Source organism: Streptacidiphilus neutrinimicus (assembly GCF_000787815.1).
Taxonomy (GTDB): Bacteria; Actinomycetota; Actinomycetes; order Streptomycetales; family Streptomycetaceae; genus Streptacidiphilus; species Streptacidiphilus neutrinimicus.
On sequence record NZ_BBPO01000007.1, the window covers coordinates 133,118 to 148,063 of the forward strand.

Genomic DNA, 14,946 nt, shown 5'->3' on the forward strand with positions numbered 1-14,946 from the left:
AGCTGACTGACCCGTAACGCAGCGAGCGGAGACCGCCTGGGGGCGGCCTCCGCTCGCTGCGTTCTCCGCTCACTGGGTTCCGGCCGTGCCCTCAGGCCCGGACGAGCACGCCGCGGACGGCGGTGCCGTCGGCGAGCGTCCAGTCCGCCGTCACGGAGCCCAGCGCGTCCGCTGGGGCGCTGCCCGCCTTCGGGACCCGGACGATCGCGACGGTCGGCTCCGGCGGTGCGTCGTCGGCGAGCTCGCTCGCCACGCTAGGGTCGGCGGTGTCGCTCACGCCCTGCATCTGCGGCTGGGTCAGACCGCGGAGCAGCGCGGCCAACTGGGCCTGCAGTACCGGGTCGTGGACGCCGTCGTAGAGCCAGCGAGTGCCGAGCACGCCGTGCTCGGAGGTGCCGATCAGCGCGTGCTCCGCGCCGTCCAGCGGCGCGCCGCGGTAGGTCAACGGCACGTGGTAGGCGATCGGACCGTCGGTCACCACCATGAACTCGATGCCGACCTCGCCCGCCGGGTCGTCGAGCCGGAACCCGCCGGCCCTGCGCAGGTCGGTCGTGCCGTCGCCCTGGTACCAGGGCTGCCGGGGCAGCCACTGCGCGAGCAGCTCCAGCTTGGTCGGGGTCATCGTGGTGTGGTGGATCATGGCCATACGTGTGCTCCTCGGTGGTCGAAGACGGGGCGAGGACAAGGTGACGGCTGGGCGACGACGAGATGACTGTCACGGGACGACGGGGAAGGGCCCGACCGTCTACTCGGCCGAGCCCTTGGTGGTTGCGACGTTCGAGGGCCGCGGGTCCGCGTCGACGCCTCGTCAAGACCCTACGCCAGGGCGTCGGCGCCAACCACCATGCCCGGCATGAACCTGACCACAGAGCTCGGATCCGGAAGAGCTCCGGAAAGCCGCCGGAAAAGCGGAGAGGGCCCAGCCGAATCGACGGCTGGGCCCTCACACACGGGCCCCCGGGCTGCGCGAGGACCGCCCTCGCGCAGACCTGGGATCAGGACCGGAAGGTCAGGCCTTCTTGGTCTCCCAGAAGATCTTGTCGATCGTTTGGGCGATCAGGGGCGATGCAGGTGATCAAGCCCGGCGGGATCATCCTGGCCGTTCAGAGTGCTTTTTGACTGCATCTTCGATGCATCGGAATGACGTTGGAATGCAGCCTGATGTAGAAGTTGATCTACCACTCCGCTACCACTCTCACGCCTCCGGCAGCGATCACCGGTTGGTCGTTCACCGGTCATGACGAGCTGCTCGTGCCCCGCACCGCCACGCGAACTCTGCCAGTAGACGGCCCCGGCTGCCCACTTGGGCGCCGGGGCCGTCCGTGCTTGTGCTCAGGGCCGAGCCTGAGCACGGGCTCACCCCACCGAGCAGGGCACCTCACCCACGCCCCATCTCGAATCGGACGTCACCGCGCGAACCGCACTATCAACAGGTAATGGCCAGCCGTCCCAGGCTGACGGCCCTCAGGGCTTCGCCTACCAGCCAGGGGTTTGGTCTACGGCGGTCCAGCCCTGGTACCCGTAGTCCTGCCGGGCGCCGCTGCACGTGAGGCCGACGAGACCGTACTGGGCGGAGATGTCGATGCAGGTGTTGCTGCCGTCATTCTGGTTGATGGCGCTCTTGAGGACCTGCTCTGCGCCTCCGCCAGCTGTGGTGCGGTTGACGAGCGCCCACTTCTGCCAGCCCCCGTTGAAGCTGTTCGCGTAGCAGGGGAAGGTGCGCAGGTCCCCAATCGAGTAGTCCAGGCAGCGGTGGGTCGCTCCGTTCTCCAGCTGAGCCCAGCCGTTGGAAATGTTCACGACGGTCCAGTCCTGGTACGACTGGCTGTTACACGTGAAGGTCCGAAGGTTGTCCCTGCCGCCCGCGCCCGTGTTGGAGTCGTCCAGGCACTCGTCGGGAGCGGCCGGTGACCAGGTGACGAAGACGTAGGTGTGGCCGCTTATCCAGTAGTTGCCGTTTGAGGCGCTGGCGCTTCCGGCAAGGCCGATGGTGGCGGCGCCGGCGATGGCCACGGTGGCGGCGGTCATGGCGATGGCGCGCTTGGTCTTTCCGAGCTTGAGCATGGTGTTCTCCCCCAGTGTGGTGGCCGCTGTTGGGCCGTTGGACTTTCCCCGTGTTCGCCCGCGCATCTTGCCTGTTCACGGGCCGGCGTTGGAACGGCGTTGACTGGCCGTTCCCTTGGCGTTTCGCTGCTTGGGCCAGCCGTGCCCGAAGCAGCAGGACCAGGCTGCCTGGCCAGTCGTGTGGAGTCTCGTTTCCCGTACAAGTCCGTACAACCGTGGCCGGCACGACGGGGCACTCGCCCGAGCGAACATCCGGGACAGCCGCCTGCTCGCTCAGCCCAGTCTTGCCAGCACTGACCTCCGTTCCCAGGCTTTCGGTTGGATCCGGTTGGATCCGGTTACGGGCTCGGCGACGCCAGCACGTCTGGCCGATACGCCCGCCCGAGTGAGCACCAGGGCGGCCGGGGATTCGTTCACTGGGCATGAGCATCTGCACCTGCCCTGCCCCTGATCGTGACCTGTGTCCCGACTGCAGACCCCGCACGACCTCGGCTGCCCAGTGTGGGGGCCGGTCGTGCTCGCCCCCGGCCCCGCCCGGGTTTAGCTCACTGCGGCCGGATTGCATTCTTGACGCACCGTCACTCCCGGCATGAGGGTGGTGCAAAGCTGTGCAACGCCCGAGAGGAGACGCACATGTCGCTGGAGTTCATCGCGGTTGACGAGGAGAGCGGCAAGTCCGGATCGCCGACCGTCTACGTGGACAAGGCGAAGGAGGAGTTCGTCTTCCAGGGCTGGGACCCGACCCCTGAGCTCGTCGCCGAGCTCGAAGCGAACCCGGCGCCGGACCACGCCCCTGGCGTCCCCGCTGGGGAGCACGTGGTGCGCCTCCCCTTCCGCATGGCGGCCGCGATCAGGAAGGCCTGCGATGCAGCCGAATTGGAGTGACCTGATCGGCTCCGCCAGCGAGTACGCCAGGCACCTGGAGCTGCGCGACCGCTACCTGGTGCCCGACGAAGAGGCCGAGTTCCAGACCTGGAGGGCGGACGGCACCCTCGACGTCGACCCCGACGGGGACGGCTGGCGCGGGTGGACCGGCATCGTCCGCTCGGCGTCCAGCCGCGGCTGTGCCGTGCAGCGCCTCCGGATCGTGTCCGAGCCGGTAACCGAGTACACCCGCTGGCTCCACGCCATCACGGCCGCCAACGTCGCGGCTGGCGAGCAGGTCCGCTGGCTCCCGCGCGCCATGGCGCGGGACCTCCTCATCCCCGCAGAAGACTTCTGGCTCCTGGACGACCGCCTGGTGGCGTTCAACGAGCTCGACGGCGACGGGAACTCGCACGGCTGGGACGTGCGCGACGATCCGGCGCTCGCCGTCCGCATGTGCGTCGCCTGGAGCGAGCTGTGGGACCGGGCCATTCCCCACGAGAAGTACGAGGTCCACTGATCAGCTGATGGCACGATCCCCACACTCAGGGGCCCAGGAGGTCCGCGAGCGCGTCGCAGCGCGTCTCCTCGCGCTGCGCACGCGCGCCGGCCTGTCCGGCGTCGAGCTGGCGGCGCGATGCGGCTGGTCACCGTCCAAGGTGTCCCGGATCGAGCGCGCCCTGACCGCGCCCTCCTGCGCGGACATCCAGGCATGGTGCGCTTCCACCGGTGCTGGCTCGGGCCTCGCTGGGGAGCTCGCGGACGCTACGGCGGAGGCGAACATCCTCTATCGGGAGTGGCGTGAGCGGCAGCGTCACGGCCTAAAGGTGTTCCAGGACGAGCACTTGGCGGTGGCGGAGCGCACCCGGGTTCAGCGCGTCTACTGCGCGAACCTGCTGCCCGGCTTCTTCCAGACCCCGGACTACACCGCCGCTGTCCTACGTACCTGGGTGCGCGTCGAAGGCATCCCCGACGACGTGGACCAGGCTGTCGCGCTGCGCGCCGAACGCGCTCGCTTGCTCCGGTCTCCCGATCACCGGTTCGTGGTCGTCGTCGAGCAGGCCGTCCTGGGCTTCGTCATCGGCGGGGCGGCCGCGATGCGCGACCAGCTCACGCACCTGATCGCGGTCTCTCGCCTGCCTGCGGTCCGTCTCGGCGTCATCCCCGCCGGCGTCGACCGCTCGCCTCATTCCATGCTGCCTCTGGAGTCCTTCTACCTGTTCGACTCACGCTCCGTGATGGTGGAGCTGGTGACGGCGGAGCTGGACATCACCGCGAGGCACGAGGTGCAGCTGTACGAGCGCTGCTTCGCCGAGCTGGAGACGCTGGCGGTCTACGGGCGCGACGCCCGCGACCTGATCGCCGGGGCGCGCGCTAGCATCCCGACCTAGCTTCCAGCAGGCTGCGTGACCGTGCAAAGCCGTGCAAGGAAGTTGATGGGGCTTCAGCGCAGGCCGCACCGTGGGTGAGGACGGAATCACCGTCCGCCCCCGGAAGCGAGGACCCTTCCGATGAGCCATGCGTCTACCTCAGCCGCGCCACCTGTTGCCATCCGCCCGGCCACGCCTGGGCCGTTACCGCGGGCCTATTACACCCCGGAGTGCCGCACGGGCGCCGACCGGTGGCCGGACCTGCACGAGCTGTGTAGTGCCCCCGGCTACCAGGACCGAGTGCTGGGCTGGGTGAAGGTCCCGTGCGCCTGCGACTGCCACGCCGCCGCCGAGGAGCCTGCGTCGTGAGCGCCGAGAAGGTCATCCACGACGCCGAGTGGGACGTGTACCGCATCCGCAAGCCCGACGGCGTGATCGTCGGTACGGAGTACGGCGGCTACCCCTGCGGCTGGGACACCCGCACGCAGGCCGAGGACGCAGTCGAGCGGCGCGCGGAACTGCACGCCCACTACCGCGAGCTGCGAGCTTCGGGCTTCCCGGGGCTGTCGGCCTGGTGCACCCCGTGACGGCCTACTTCAAGGTCTCGCACCCGTACCCCGAGGTGCGGGAGCCGTTCACTTGGCCCGAGCCCGGCGTGCGGACATGGACGCCGCCGGAGAAGTCCTACTTCGGGCCGTGCACCGGAGCACCCTCCTGCGAGGGCCGCAGCGCCTGCCTCGTGGGTGTGATCACCACGCTCGACGGCGTACCGCACGGGTGTGACTGCGCCTGCCACGACGAGCAGCGGGAGCAGGCAGCCAGCAGGAAGGCGGAGCCGCGGCCGGCGGTTCCGTGGTGGGACGAGATCCGGGAGAAGCCCGAGTGGAAGCGGGGCGCCTTCGGATGAGCTGCTCGCCTGGGGGTCCTCGCGCCGCTGCGCGCCCCGGGCGGGCGCTGTTCGCATTCCGTGGGAGGAGTGTGCGGACTGTCTGGTCCCCGGCGCCTCGGCTTGGGCATCGGGGGGCCTCCCCCCGGTCGGGCGCTGCTGGGCGTTAGGACTGGACGTCGGGGACGTGCAGCAGCTCCCACGGCTGACGTGCCCGTCGAGACCGTGGTCTTGGTGGTGGCCTGGACGGCCTCGAACATGGGCGGGTTCAGGAGGAACGTGAGCCCGGTGAACAGCTGGGCGTTGAGCAGGGCGGCGCTGCCCACGTCGCCGACGCTCCACTGGTACGGGGTAGGCGGCGAGATTCCGGACATTTGACTCTCCCAGCCAGGAAAGGGAATTGGGTACGAACGACTCCGGTCCTGGGCTGTAGGCTCCGGCGGACACAAGCCGAACCACTGCCAGAAAGGCCGCGTCATGCGGATACGAAACGGCGTCGCACTTGCCAGTGCAGCCGCCCTAGCGGCGCTCGCCGCAGGGCCTGCCAGTGCAGCCAGCGCGAGGACCACGACGCCCCACCCCGTCGGTAACCAGACCAACTGGGCGCACGGGATCCCCCGGACCATTCACCGTGGCCAGAGCGTCATCCTGAGCCTCTGGTACATCCAGACGTCGCACGACGTGCAGGTCATCGGCGGCTACGGCATCTCGATCGTGGGCCGATCGGCACCGGCCTGGAAGCAGCTCCAGGGTTGGTCATCGAGCTTCCTGGACCCGTCCACGGGCAAGTGGGAGAAGGCTGCCTACCAGGAAGGCAACGGGACCATCCAGTTCAACCTGCCCTGGGGGGCGGGTGCTCGCCCGGTGAACCTGCTGCCGAACCGTGCGGGTCACGTGTATATCAAGATCACTTTCGGGAAGTCTGCCTACCTGGGCAACTACCGGATCGACCCGTACATCGACGACTACGCACTGCGCAAGCTCAACGGACAGTACGACTCCAACTACCTGAACTCGATCGACCACTGGTACTCGTTCACGTTGACGCGCTGAGCTCCAAGGCCGGGCGCCGTCAGTAGGCGGCGCGCGGCCCGGCCACAGACAGCGTGGCGCCGCCATCGAGCGAAGCCGGGAACCCAGCCGCCGTCGCCGCGGGCAGCTGGTAGCCGGAGGGCAGAGGCTGGCACACCACGTCCCCCACGCTGTGGTTCTGGGTGGTGTTGGTGGTGAAGGTGACCGCGACCGTGCTGTAGCCCGCGACCGTGGTCGCGACGGACTTCACGGTCAGGTTCTCGGCGTTGGCAGTGCCGTAGCTGAGCGTCAGTACCGTGCCCGGGACCAGCACGGCGGAGGCTGGGTTGCTGGCCGAGCCGGTCAGCGCGGCCAGCATGACCGTTGCCGTTCCCGCCGTGGACGCCGTGGCAACCGCGGTGTGCAGCGAGGACATGACCCACCAGTTCAGGTACGGCGCCGCCGGGGTGAGCTGCAGGGCCAACTTGAGGTTGCCCTGGTCGTCGCCAGCCCAGCTCAGGTGCTCGACAAACGTCTGGATGCTGAGCTGCGTGGCGCCCGGCCCGGACGGCGGCCGGCGGTTCACCTGCGCCCGCGTCCCGAAGCCCAGCCCGAGGGCCGTGGCCATCACGGCCGGGTTGCTCGCCACGTCCACATTCAGGGTCGCTAGGGCGCGTTTCGGGTTGTGATCAATCTGCCGGATCTGCTTCGTTGTGGACGTGGATCCGGTAGATCGTCTTGGGTGACGCGCATGCAACTGAACGATGCGGAGTGGGAGTTCATCGAGCCGTACATGCCGCTCGGCGCCTTCGGACCGTATCCGGAGCGACTGCGGCAGCAGTTCGAGGGCGTGGTCTGGCGCTTCAAGACCGGCGCGCAGTGGCGGGAGATGCCGCAGGGGTTCGGTGCCTGGTCAACCGTCGCCAACCGCTTCCGGCAGTGGCGTGACATCGGCGTCTTCGAGGCTCTGCTGGAGGGTCTGATTGCGGAAGCCGCGAAGCGGGGCGGGGTGGACCTGTCCCTGGTCAGCATCGACTCCACCACCGCGCGCCCATCACGACGCCGCCGGGATGCACCTGAGCGAGGACGTGCTCACTGCCCTGGAGAAGGCCGCGGCCGAGGAGGAGACGGCCAGGTCAAAGGGGGCGGCGCTGAAGAACAAAACCGGCAGGACGCGGATGTCGATCCCGAACGGGAAGAACGGCGACGTGTCCGGCGACGCCACAGACTCCGGCTGAAGCAGGCTCTCCTGGGACGGTCCCGGGGCGGACAGACCAGCAAGGTGCACATGACCGCAGACCGAAAGTGCCGCCCGCTGGCGTTCGTCCTGACTGCAGGACAAGCCGCGGACAGCCCGCAGTTCATCCCGGTGCTGGAGAGGCGTCCCGCCAGGCCGTCGACCCGGACGGCTCATCCAGCGGATACAGGCGGTCCGGGCCCAGGGCCATCAGATTCGCCGTCAGCGACGGCTGCAGCGTGAACTGGGCCAAACCCGCCATCACGTCCACGCAGGTCAGATCGACCAGGCCGTACGTGCCCGCGTCATCGCCGACGACTGCTCCAGCTGCATCGCGGTCATGTAGATCGTGTTGGCCGCCGTGGTGGCGGTGTTCGTCCCCGTCGTAGACGGAGCCGAGGCGGAGGCGCGGCGGAAGGGTACGAAGGGTCGGCCGGAGCTGCCCGCGGTGCCCGGCGTGGCGGGGATGGTGCCGCACGGTCTGCGCCACAGTCACAAGGTGTGGCTTGACGAAGAGGGGCTGCCGGCGATCGCGGTGGAGACGCGGATGGGCCACAAGGTCCACGGCGTGGAGGGGACATACAGCCACGTCTCGCCGGAGATGGAGCGTCAGATCCAGGAGGCGTTGCAGAAGCGGTGGAAGTCGTCGGTGGCGGCGCGGCGCCGCCCCCGTCAAGTTGATCTTGCCGCTAGTTGATCTACCACTTTTCTACCACTCACCCGCAGGCGATCTTTGGGGCGCGAAGAGGGCCCGGCCGGATGATCGGCTGGGCCCTCTCGCATGTGCGCCCTGAGCTGCGCGAGGACCGCCCTCGCGCAGACCTGGGATCAGGACCGGAAGGTCAGGCCTTCTTGGTCTCCCAGAAGATCTTATCGATCTCGGCGATCAGGTCGAGCGCCTTCTGGCCGGTCGCCGGGTCGGTCGACGCCTTGGCGGCGGACAGCGCCTTCAGGGTGTCGTTGACCAGCTGGTGCAGCTGCGGGTACTTCTCGAAGTGGGGCGCCTTGAAGTAGTCGCTCCACAGGACGGAGACGTGGTGCTTGGCCATCTCCGCGCGCTCCTCCTTGATGACCGTGGCGCGCGCGCGGAAGTGCGGGTCCTCGTTGGCCTGGTACTTCTCCTGGACGGCCTTGACGGACTCGGCCTCGATACGGGCCTGGGCCGGGTCGTAGACACCGCAGGGGAGGTCGCAGTGAGCGTGGACGGTAACCCGCGGAGCAAAGAGCCGAGAGAACATGGGAGTCCTTCCTGTGATCGTCTTCCCAGGAGGAGATTACCGCCGAAAGCCCGCTGCTTCGCGTCCACCCCGAGGGCTTAGGACAAAGGTCGTAGCAGTCCTGTCAACGATGGTGGACTTGCCCGGCGTGCTTGCGAAGATGGAAGCGGACGGAGCCGCGAGCAGGGGCGAGGTTGAAGGGGATGGCCGAACGGATGGGTGACCGCGACGCGCGGGCGCAGTTGCAGGAGCCCCCGGAGGGGGGACCGGTGACCGGAAAGTTCGGGGTTCTGCTGGTCGACGGGCCGTCGATGGCACCGACCCTGGCCCACGGGGACCGGCTGCTCTGCCACTACGGCGCGCGGGTGCGCGCGGGCTCCGTCGTGGTGGCCCAGCATCCGCTGCGCCAGGATCTCCTGGTCGTCAAACGCGCGGTCGAGCGCCGCCCGGCGGGCTGGTGGCTCCTGTCGGACAACAGCGCGGTCGAGAGCGACAGCCGCGACTACGGGCCGGTGCCCGAGGGCCTCATCCTCGGCCGCGTGCTGCTCCGCTACGCCCCGAAGCCGGCCTGGCTCGCCCCGCCCCCCTGGTGCCTCGGCGCGCTCCGCGTGATGCCGTACGGCATGGCCCGCAGACTCGGTGACTTCCGCCGGGCGTGAGCGTTCGCTCTCGCCACTGGTTGCGCCACGCAGGGGCGCGGGGCTCTGCCGATCTGCGGCTCCTCCCGCCTTCGGCCGGGAGGTGCCCCCAGCGTGGGCGCGACGAGCCACCGGCACGCGGATGGTCCGCGACGCGCCGGGCCGTCCGCACAGGGTGGTTTCTCAAACAGTTCCCGGCGTCCCTGGCGACGGGCAACGTCCCCTGCTGCCCCAGGTGTGTGCCTCAGGCCGACGCGGCCTCGCGCTTGCGGGCGCGGTAGGCGGCGACGTTGGCGCGGGTGGCGCAGCGGTCGCTGCAGTAGCGGCGGCTGCGGTTGGTGGAGGTGTCGAGGTACGCGTTGCGGCAGGGAGCCGCCTGGCAGATGCCGAGGCGGTCCACGCCGTGCGCGGTGAGGTGCATGGCCAGGCCCATGCTCGCCAGCGCGGCGTACAGCGCGGTGGCCGTGGGGGCGTTCTCCGCCAGGTGCATGTGCCACAGCGGCGCACCGGTCTCGTCCAGCAGGTCGTGGCCGGAGATGATCGGGCTGACCGGGAACTCGATCAGGAGGCCGTTCAGCAGGCCGACGGCCCGCTGCTGCTCGCCCTCCGCCGCGGACTCGAAGACGCTGCGCAGGCGGGCGCGCACCGCGCGCAGGCGGCTGACGTCCGCCTCCTCCGCCAGCTTCACGCCCCGGCCGCCGGGGCTGAAGATGCGGCGGACCTCCTCGACGTTGGTCAGGACGTCCTTGCCGCGTTCGGGCTCCTCGGTGTTGACCAGCCGGACGGCGAAATCCGCGTAGGTGGTGAGTTCCATGGTCGTCGTCCTAGGGCCAAGAGGGACGGGGCGGAGAACCGGGTAATGAGCCTTGCTGCTACCAGGGTATTACGCTTCGTCGGTATGTGTGACGTAGCCGACCGAAAGCCGGAACGGGCTCCGCTGCCCACCACGGCCCGAGCTGTGCCAAAATCGGCACACGGGTGACCCCCGTCAGTCGAGCAGGCCCACCGGTTCGGGACCGATCCGGACGTGCGTGCGACCGGAAGCCAGGACAGCGCTCCGGATCGGCATGCACCATTCGCACTCCGGCCGCTCGCCGTTCGCTCTCGAGTGCTGTTCTGCACCGTTGCATGTGGACGTGATCCGGTCTGTGCGGGCGGATCTCACGACACAACGGAGGAGAAAGCCCCTCCCACCGGGACAAAAAGACGAAGCAGCGGCGGCTCAGCCCGGACTAGTGTCGTGACGGCACGGAACCGGACGCAGAACCAGCTCACCCAACACCCTCAAAGAACGACGACGAAGAGGTCCTCGTGGCAGCCGAGATCATCAGCCCCCGCTCCATCGACCAGGAGCCGCTCGACCCCGCCTTCGCCCTGCACCGCGGCGGCAAGATGGAGATTCGTGCGACGGTCCCGGTCCGTGACGCGGACGACCTTTCCCTCGCCTACACCCCCGGCGTGGCCCGTGTCTGCACGGCCATCGCCGAGCAGCCGGAGCTGGTCCACGACTACACCTGGAAGTCCAAGGTGGTCGCCGTCGTGACCGACGGCACCGCGGTGCTGGGCCTCGGGGACATCGGTCCGGAGGCGTCCCTGCCCGTCATGGAGGGCAAGGCGATCCTGTTCAAGCAGTTCGGCGGCGTCGACGCGGTGCCGATCGCGCTGGACACCAAGGACGTGGACGAGATCATCGAGACGGTCGTGCGTCTCGCGCCGTCCTTCGGCGGGGTGAACCTGGAGGACATCTCCGCCCCTCGCTGCTTCGAGATCGAGCGCCGCCTGCAGGAGGCGCTGGACATCCCGATCTTCCACGACGACCAGCACGGCACCGCCGTGGTCACCCTGGCCGCGCTCCGCAACGCCGCCAAGCTGACCGGCCGCACCCTGGCCGACCTGCGCGCCGTCATCTCCGGCGCCGGCGCGGCCGGCATCGCCATCGCCAAGATCCTCGTCGGGGCCGGCATCGGCGACGTCGCGCTCTGCGACCGCCAGGGCGTCGTGCACGTCGGCCGCACCGACCTGACCGACGTCAAGCGCGAGATCGCCGAGCTCACCAACCGCGGCGGTCTGACCGGCTCGCTCGCGGACGTGCTCGAGGGCGCGGACGTCTTCATCGGCGTCTCCGGCGGCACCGTGCCGGAGGAGGCTGTCGCGAAGATGGCGAAGGACTGCTTCGTTTTCGCCATGGCCAACCCGAACCCCGAGGTTCACCCGGACGTGGCGCACAAGTACGCCGCGGTGGTTGCCACCGGCCGCTCGGACTACCCGAACCAGATCAACAACGTGCTGGCCTTCCCGGGCATCTTCGCCGGCGCGCTCCAGGTGCGGGCGTCCCGCATCACCGAGGGCATGAAGATCGCCGCGGCCGACGCGCTGGCCGGACTGGTCGGCGAGGAGCTCTCCGCCGCCCAGGTCATCCCGAGCCCCTTCGACGAGCGTGTCGCCCCGGCGGTCACCAAGGCCGTCGCGGAGGCCGCCCGCGCCGAGGGCGTCGCCCGGATCTGACGACCCGCATCTGACGACCCGCATCTGACGACCCGCAGCGGTCCGCCCAGCGGTCCGCCCATAGCGGTCCACCCGTTCGCCCGTCGCGGAGCCATAGATCACACTGTGGCGCGGTTCCGTGGCGGGCGAGCGCGGTTCTAGGGTCAAGGCATGTTCGCCGCCTATGCCGCACGTATCGCCCCGGACGACCCGCTCAGCGGCCTGGAGCTCGGGGAGCGACCCGAGCCCGAGGCCCGGCCCGGGTGGAGTGTCGTCACCGTCAAGGCCGCCTCGCTCAACCATCACGACCTGTGGTCGCTGCGCGGCGTCGGCCTGCCCGCGGAGAAGCTCCCGATGATCCTGGGGTGCGACGCCGCGGGCGTCGACGAGGACGGCAACGAGGTCGTCCTGCACTCCGTCATCGGGCAGACCGGCCACGGCGTCGGCCCCAAGGAGCCGCGGTCGATCCTGACCGAGCACTACCAGGGCAGCTTCGCCGAGAAGGTCGCCGTGCCCACCTGGAACCTGCTGCCGAAGCCGGCCGATCTCTCCTTCGAGGAGGCGGCGTGCCTGCCCACGGCGTGGCTGACGGCGTATCGGATGCTCTTCACCAACGCGGGCGTGAAGCCCGGTGACACCGTCCTGGTGCAGGGCGCGGGCGGCGGCGTCGCCACCGCGCTGATCGTCCTCGGCAAGGCGGCCGGCCTGCGGGTCTGGGCGACCAGCCGCGACGAGGCCAAGGGCGCCCGAGCCGTCGACCTGGGCGCGGACGCCTGGTTCCCCAGCGGCGCGCGGCTGCCGGAGCGGGTGGACGCCGTGATGGAGACCGTGGGCGCGGCCACCTGGTCGCACTCCATCAAGTCGCTGCGCCCGGGCGGCACGCTGGTCATCTCCGGTGCGACGAGCGGCCCCAACCCGCCCGCGGCGGAGCTGACGCGGATCTTCTTCCTGGAGCTGAAGGTCGTCGGCTCCACCATGGGCACGAAGGAGGAGTTGGGACAACTCCTGTCCTTCTGCCGGACGACGGGCGTCCGCCCCGTCATCGACTCCGTCCTGCCGCTGGCCGAGGCCCGCGAGGGCTTCGCCCGCCTGGAGAAGGGCGACATGTTCGGCAAGATCGTGCTCAAGCCGTAGGCGGCAACATCCCTTGGGGGCGCGAGGCTATGCCTCGCGCCCCCGGTGGCTACCGCCTGCGCAGGCGTGCGGCTGCGTCCGCCAGGACGGAGCGGGCGTGCTGGAGGGCGTCCGGGGTGACGCCCGTGTCGCGCGCGGCGTCACGGACCTCGTCGCGGAAGCGGTCCAGCAGGCCGGAGAGTTCGCGCAGCGGCTCCCCCTGGGGGTCGACCCTCGTCCACGGCGGGAGGTCCTGCGGGGCGGCGTCCTGAGGCGTGGTGCCGTGGGGCGTGGCGTCCTGCGGGGCGCCCTTGCCCGGCGCGGCCGGCGGCTCGTCGGTCGGCCCGCAGGTGGGCTGCGTCCAGCGGGACGGGTCCGCAAGGCCGCTGAGGGTCTTGGTGAGCTCGGAGAGCCCCTCGGACAGGCCCGAGGGCCAGTCCCCGGTGCGGACGTGCGCCTTGATCTGCTCGCCGATCCGCTGGGCCTCACGCCGGGCCTGCTCACGCACCGCGCGAGCCTGCTCCTTGGCCTCCCGCGCCTCCTCCTTCGCCGAGCGCGCCTGCTCCCTGGCCTCGCGGGTCTGCTCCTTGGCCTGCTCCTTGGCCTCGCGCCACTCCTCCTTGGCGCGCTGCCAGGCCTCTCGGTCGGTACGCCAGTTGTCCTCGCCGAAGCGGGTCTGACGGCGCGACTCCCGGGCGGCGCGGCGCATCTCCTCGCGCAGATCCTGCGCGGAGTCGCGGACGTCCTCGCGGATCTGGTCGGCGAGTTGGGAGACGGAGTCGTGGATCTCAGCCTCCAGCTCCGCGAGTTCGACCGCACGGGCCTCCAACTCGGCGTGGCCGGCCGCGGTGATCCGGTAGACCTTGCGGCCGCCCTCCATCGAGTGCTCGACCAAGCCCTCCTGCTCCAGCTTGGCCAGGCGCGGGTAGACCGTCCCGGCGGAGGGGGCGTAGAGCCCGTGGAAGCGCTCCTCCAGCAGGCGTATCACCTCGTAGCCGTGGCGCGGTGCCTCGTCCAGGAGCTTGAGCAGGTACAGGCGCAGGCGCCCATGGGCGAACACGGGGCGGCTCATGCCTCGTCAGCCCCCTTCTGGTGGTCGATCGCAAGCGGGGAGGAGTCGGAGGGCGTGGCGTCCGTGGGGACGGCGTCCAGCGGGCCGTCCTCGTCCTCGGGGCGGCGCAGCACCGCGACGGAACCCGAGACGGTGGTGATCTTCAGGCGGCTGGTGCCGGAGCCGAGGGTGCCGGTGATGCGCTTGGCCCCCCAGTTGCTGCTGACCTGGAGCTGATCGAAGGAGGAGGAGACGGAGCCGCTGGTGGTGTCGGCCCGGACCTGCGTGTCCGCGGGGGCGGGGATGCGGACGGCCACCTCGCCGGAGACATTGGTCAGCTCCACGTCGGCGGCCGCCGGACGGTCGAGGTCGACCGTCATCGCGCCGCTGACGCTGTTGGCCTTCAGCGCGCCGCTGGTTCCGGCGAAGACGGTGAGCGCGCCGGAGACAGTGTTGATCTTAAGCCCTCCAGAGGTGCCGTGGGCCTCAACGGTGCCGGAAACCGTGTTCGCGTCGACCGGACCGCTCACCCTGACCAGCGTCACGCCGCCGCTGGCCGTATTGGCGTGGACCCGGCCGGCGATGCCCGACACGACCGTGTCGGACGAGGCCGAGCCGACCTCCACGTCGACGCCCGCGGGGACGACGAGGGAGACCACGGCCCGGCGCTTCTGACGCCAGCCCTCGATCCAGCGGGTGAGGGACTTCCACTGGAAGTCCTTCCACTGGAGATCCTCGTACGTGATCAGCAACTCCCCGTCGTCCACCGTGACTTCGAGCGGAGCGCCGTCGATCTCCGAGATCTCCAGCCGGGCGGGCGCCTCGCCGGCCACGACGTTGACCGCGCCGGCGAGCGTGCGCACCTTGACCCGTCGCACCGGCTCGCCGAACGTGATCTTCTGCGGCGCGCTGACGGTCCACTTCTCGGACATGCCTGACTCCCCGATGAACGACTGGATGGACACCTGTCGCTATTCACGATATATCGCGCAGGTCGAGAGTCAAGCTATA

The 14,946-nt window shown here is 69.8% G+C and carries 17 protein-coding genes and 1 pseudogene; 11 read left to right on the forward strand and 7 right to left on the reverse strand.

Annotated features, from left to right (window positions below; genetic code table 11):
- Nucleotides 1-91 precede the first annotated feature (91 nt).
- Complete coding sequence (locus TR48_RS07640) at nt 92-646, reverse strand: maltokinase N-terminal cap-like domain-containing protein (RefSeq protein WP_042365136.1); 555 nt, start codon at nt 644-646, stop codon at nt 92-94.
- Between the two features lie 830 nt (nt 647-1,476).
- A complete protein-coding gene (locus TR48_RS07645) occupies nt 1,477-2,064 on the reverse strand; it encodes an RICIN domain-containing protein (protein ID WP_042365137.1) in 588 nt (195 codons plus the stop codon).
- A gap of 633 nt (nt 2,065-2,697) precedes the next feature.
- On the opposite strand from TR48_RS07645, the gene TR48_RS07650 reads away from it, so the two are divergent.
- The 6 genes from TR48_RS07650 to TR48_RS41705 all read left to right on the forward strand — a co-directional run bounded on the left by TR48_RS07650 (nt 2,698) and on the right by TR48_RS41705 (nt 6,237).
- The gene (locus TR48_RS07650) at nt 2,698-2,949 is read left to right on the forward strand and encodes a hypothetical protein (RefSeq protein WP_042365138.1); all 252 of its coding nucleotides are present in this window, start codon (nt 2,698-2,700) and stop codon (nt 2,947-2,949) included.
- The gene (locus TR48_RS07655) at nt 2,930-3,448 is read left to right on the forward strand and encodes a DUF6879 family protein (protein ID WP_042365139.1); all 519 of its coding nucleotides are present in this window, start codon (nt 2,930-2,932) and stop codon (nt 3,446-3,448) included. Before TR48_RS07650 ends, TR48_RS07655 begins: the two co-directional genes overlap by 20 nt.
- Before the next feature lie 7 nt (nt 3,449-3,455).
- Nucleotides 3,456-4,319, forward strand: coding sequence for a helix-turn-helix domain-containing protein (locus tag TR48_RS07660; protein ID WP_042365140.1), 864 nt, complete (start codon nt 3,456-3,458; stop codon nt 4,317-4,319).
- A gap of 344 nt (nt 4,320-4,663) precedes the next feature.
- Nucleotides 4,664-4,885, forward strand: coding sequence for a hypothetical protein (locus TR48_RS07665; RefSeq protein ID WP_042365141.1), 222 nt, complete (start codon nt 4,664-4,666; stop codon nt 4,883-4,885).
- Nucleotides 4,882-5,205, forward strand: a complete 324-nt coding sequence (locus TR48_RS07670) for a hypothetical protein (RefSeq protein ID WP_042365142.1) — start codon at nt 4,882-4,884, stop codon at nt 5,203-5,205. The genes TR48_RS07665 and TR48_RS07670 overlap by 4 nt, the downstream gene beginning before the upstream one ends.
- A 456-nt stretch (nt 5,206-5,661) precedes the next feature.
- The gene (locus TR48_RS41705; protein WP_152627841.1) at nt 5,662-6,237 is read left to right on the forward strand and encodes a hypothetical protein; all 576 of its coding nucleotides are present in this window, start codon (nt 5,662-5,664) and stop codon (nt 6,235-6,237) included.
- Between the two features lie 19 nt (nt 6,238-6,256).
- Here the strand turns inward: TR48_RS41705 and TR48_RS07680 are convergent, their stop codons facing one another.
- Nucleotides 6,257-6,844: a hypothetical protein gene (locus tag TR48_RS07680; RefSeq protein ID WP_152627842.1), complete on the reverse strand. Its 588-nt coding sequence runs from the start codon at nt 6,842-6,844 to the stop codon at nt 6,257-6,259.
- A 93-nt stretch (nt 6,845-6,937) separates the two neighbouring features.
- Here TR48_RS07680 and TR48_RS40105 point away from each other — a divergent pair.
- Both TR48_RS40105 and TR48_RS07690 read left to right on the forward strand, forming a co-directional pair.
- Nucleotides 6,938-7,600, forward strand: a pseudogene (locus TR48_RS40105) (transposase); the annotation flags it as partial.
- Nucleotides 7,601-7,781: 181 nt separating this feature from the next.
- Entirely contained in the window at nt 7,782-8,129 is a 348-nt protein-coding gene (locus TR48_RS07690) for a tyrosine-type recombinase/integrase (RefSeq protein ID WP_042365146.1), read from the forward strand.
- A gap of 145 nt (nt 8,130-8,274) precedes the next feature.
- Here TR48_RS07690 and sodN read toward each other — a convergent pair whose 3' ends face one another.
- Nucleotides 8,275-8,670, reverse strand: a complete 396-nt coding sequence (sodN, locus tag TR48_RS07695; RefSeq protein WP_042365147.1) for a superoxide dismutase, Ni — start codon at nt 8,668-8,670, stop codon at nt 8,275-8,277.
- 182 nt (nt 8,671-8,852) lie between these two features.
- On the opposite strand from sodN, the gene sodX reads away from it, so the two are divergent.
- Nucleotides 8,853-9,308 carry a nickel-type superoxide dismutase maturation protease gene (sodX, locus tag TR48_RS07700; RefSeq protein WP_084728974.1) on the forward strand — a complete coding sequence of 152 codons (456 nt, stop codon included), beginning with the start codon at nt 8,853-8,855 and terminating at the stop codon, nt 9,306-9,308.
- Between the two features lie 223 nt (nt 9,309-9,531).
- Here the strand turns inward: sodX and TR48_RS07705 are convergent, their stop codons facing one another.
- Nucleotides 9,532-10,101, reverse strand: coding sequence for a CGNR zinc finger domain-containing protein (locus TR48_RS07705; RefSeq protein ID WP_042365148.1), 570 nt, complete (start codon nt 10,099-10,101; stop codon nt 9,532-9,534).
- 497 nt (nt 10,102-10,598) lie between these two features.
- Between TR48_RS07705 and TR48_RS07710 the strand changes: the two genes are divergently transcribed.
- Nucleotides 10,599-11,792, forward strand: coding sequence for an NAD(P)-dependent malic enzyme (locus TR48_RS07710; protein ID WP_042365149.1), 1,194 nt, complete (start codon nt 10,599-10,601; stop codon nt 11,790-11,792).
- A gap of 150 nt (nt 11,793-11,942) precedes the next feature.
- Nucleotides 11,943-12,905, forward strand: coding sequence for a zinc-binding dehydrogenase (locus TR48_RS07715; RefSeq protein WP_042365150.1), 963 nt, complete (start codon nt 11,943-11,945; stop codon nt 12,903-12,905).
- Nucleotides 12,906-12,954: 49 nt separating this feature from the next.
- Here the strand turns inward: TR48_RS07715 and TR48_RS07720 are convergent, their stop codons facing one another.
- Both TR48_RS07720 and TR48_RS07725 read right to left on the reverse strand, forming a co-directional pair.
- Nucleotides 12,955-13,956 (reverse strand): PadR family transcriptional regulator, encoded by a 1,002-nt coding sequence (locus TR48_RS07720; protein ID WP_042365151.1) that lies wholly within the window; start codon nt 13,954-13,956, stop codon nt 12,955-12,957.
- Nucleotides 13,953-14,867 carry a DUF4097 family beta strand repeat-containing protein gene (locus TR48_RS07725; RefSeq protein ID WP_042365152.1) on the reverse strand — a complete coding sequence of 305 codons (915 nt, stop codon included), beginning with the start codon at nt 14,865-14,867 and terminating at the stop codon, nt 13,953-13,955. Before TR48_RS07725 ends, TR48_RS07720 begins: the two co-directional genes overlap by 4 nt.
- Between the last annotated feature and the right edge of the window lie 79 nt (nt 14,868-14,946).

Bases quoted from the DNA above. Each gene is read 5' to 3' on its own strand.
- TR48_RS07640 (WP_042365136.1), bottom strand. From the start codon at position 646: ATGGCCATGATCCACCACACCACGATGACCCCGACCAAGCTGGAGCTG.
- TR48_RS07645 (WP_042365137.1), bottom strand. From the start codon at position 2,064: ATGCTCAAGCTCGGAAAGACCAAGCGCGCCATCGCCATGACCGCCGCC.
- TR48_RS07650 (WP_042365138.1), top strand. From the start codon at position 2,698: ATGTCGCTGGAGTTCATCGCGGTTGACGAGGAGAGCGGCAAGTCCGGA.
- TR48_RS07655 (WP_042365139.1), top strand. From the start codon at position 2,930: ATGCAGCCGAATTGGAGTGACCTGATCGGCTCCGCCAGCGAGTACGCC.
- TR48_RS07660 (WP_042365140.1), top strand. From the start codon at position 3,456: ATGGCACGATCCCCACACTCAGGGGCCCAGGAGGTCCGCGAGCGCGTC.
- TR48_RS41705 (WP_152627841.1), top strand. From the start codon at position 5,662: ATGCGGATACGAAACGGCGTCGCACTTGCCAGTGCAGCCGCCCTAGCG.
- sodN (WP_042365147.1), bottom strand. From the start codon at position 8,670: ATGTTCTCTCGGCTCTTTGCTCCGCGGGTTACCGTCCACGCTCACTGC.
- sodX (WP_084728974.1), top strand. From the start codon at position 8,853: ATGGCCGAACGGATGGGTGACCGCGACGCGCGGGCGCAGTTGCAGGAG.
- TR48_RS07705 (WP_042365148.1), bottom strand. From the start codon at position 10,101: ATGGAACTCACCACCTACGCGGATTTCGCCGTCCGGCTGGTCAACACC.
- TR48_RS07715 (WP_042365150.1), top strand. From the start codon at position 11,943: ATGTTCGCCGCCTATGCCGCACGTATCGCCCCGGACGACCCGCTCAGC.
- TR48_RS07720 (WP_042365151.1), bottom strand. From the start codon at position 13,956: ATGAGCCGCCCCGTGTTCGCCCATGGGCGCCTGCGCCTGTACCTGCTC.
- TR48_RS07725 (WP_042365152.1), bottom strand. From the start codon at position 14,867: ATGTCCGAGAAGTGGACCGTCAGCGCGCCGCAGAAGATCACGTTCGGC.